Here is a 1,123-nt window from a genome sequence, read left to right as displayed (position 1 = left end):
GTCAGCTCAGGAAGCTGCCCCTTTGGACCGCAGATAGACGGTGCCGGGTTGCGTGAGTATGGCCCAAACGATCCGTGTCAGTTTGTTGGCCAAGGCAACAACGGCTTTGTTGCGATGAGTTCGGGCTTCCAATGCGTTCAGCCACCGTCCCAAGGCATGGCTTTCGCGGTTCAGGTGCAAGAAGCAGGATCGCGCGCCATGGATGATCAGACGGCGCACATATCTGTTTCCGCGCTTACTGATCCCGAGAAGGGTCTGCTTTCCTCCCGTCGAATGCTCCGCTGGAACAAGCCCAAGCCATGCTGCCATGTCCCGTGCCTTGCGGAATTGACGGCCATCTCCTGCCGCGGCCACCAGGGCTGTTGCACCCAATGCACCGATGCCGGGAATGGTCAGCAGCCTGCTGATCGTCTCATCCTCTTTCGCGATCGCCTCGATCTTGGCGCTCAAGGCTTTGACCCGGTTCTCGATGTAGGCAAGATCATCGAGAAGGTCGTTCAGCAGGGCTCGCATATTTTGTGTCAAGTCATTCTCAAGATTGGCAAGGTGCCGTTGAATATCGGTATGAAAGCCACCGGCCCCAACACGCATGGCCAGCCCATATTCGATGCAGAAGGCCCGCGCTTGGTTCATCAACCCGGTGCGTTGACCCACGAGCCGATCCCGGATGCGGTGAAGCGCTTGCAGGTCAACTTGCTCTGGCGTTCGCACTTCGACAAATCGCATAGTTGGCCTGGTCACGGCCTCGGCAATCGCAGCAGCATCAACCGTATCGTTTTTGTTCGACTTCACATAGGGTTTTACGAACCGTGCTGGGATGATCCGGGCATCATGCCCCATCTGGATGAGCTTTCGCGCCAGCCACTGCGAACCCGGACAGGCCTCCATGCCGATCAATACTTTGGGCGCCAGATCGAAAAACGAGTGCAACGCCTCACGCGCGAACTTGGCACGCTGAATCACAGCGCCCTCGCGATTGACGGCAACAACGTGGAATACCTTTTTGCCAATGTCGATCCCATAGGCGTAGGCTTCGGGCAATGGTTTGGTTCGCATCCTTTCTCTCCTTTTAATTTGCGATGAAGCAATACTGCCATCGGTGTGCGGGGCGGACCATCCCATT

The 1,123-nt window shown here is 56.9% G+C and carries 1 protein-coding gene; it reads right to left on the bottom strand.

Features of this window, described 5'->3' with window-relative positions; translation table 11 throughout:
- Positions 1-6 precede the first annotated feature (6 nt).
- Positions 7-1,123: IS110 family transposase (locus tag KG698_RS15350; protein ID WP_300984248.1), on the bottom strand; the 1,117-nt coding region annotated here is incomplete at its 5' end.

It is taken from the genome of Roseicyclus sp., assembly GCF_018402035.1.
Lineage (GTDB): Bacteria > Pseudomonadota > Alphaproteobacteria > Rhodobacterales > Rhodobacteraceae > Roseicyclus.
Note: the sequence above shows the minus strand (reverse complement) of the source record. Positions and strands in the feature narration are given on the sequence as shown.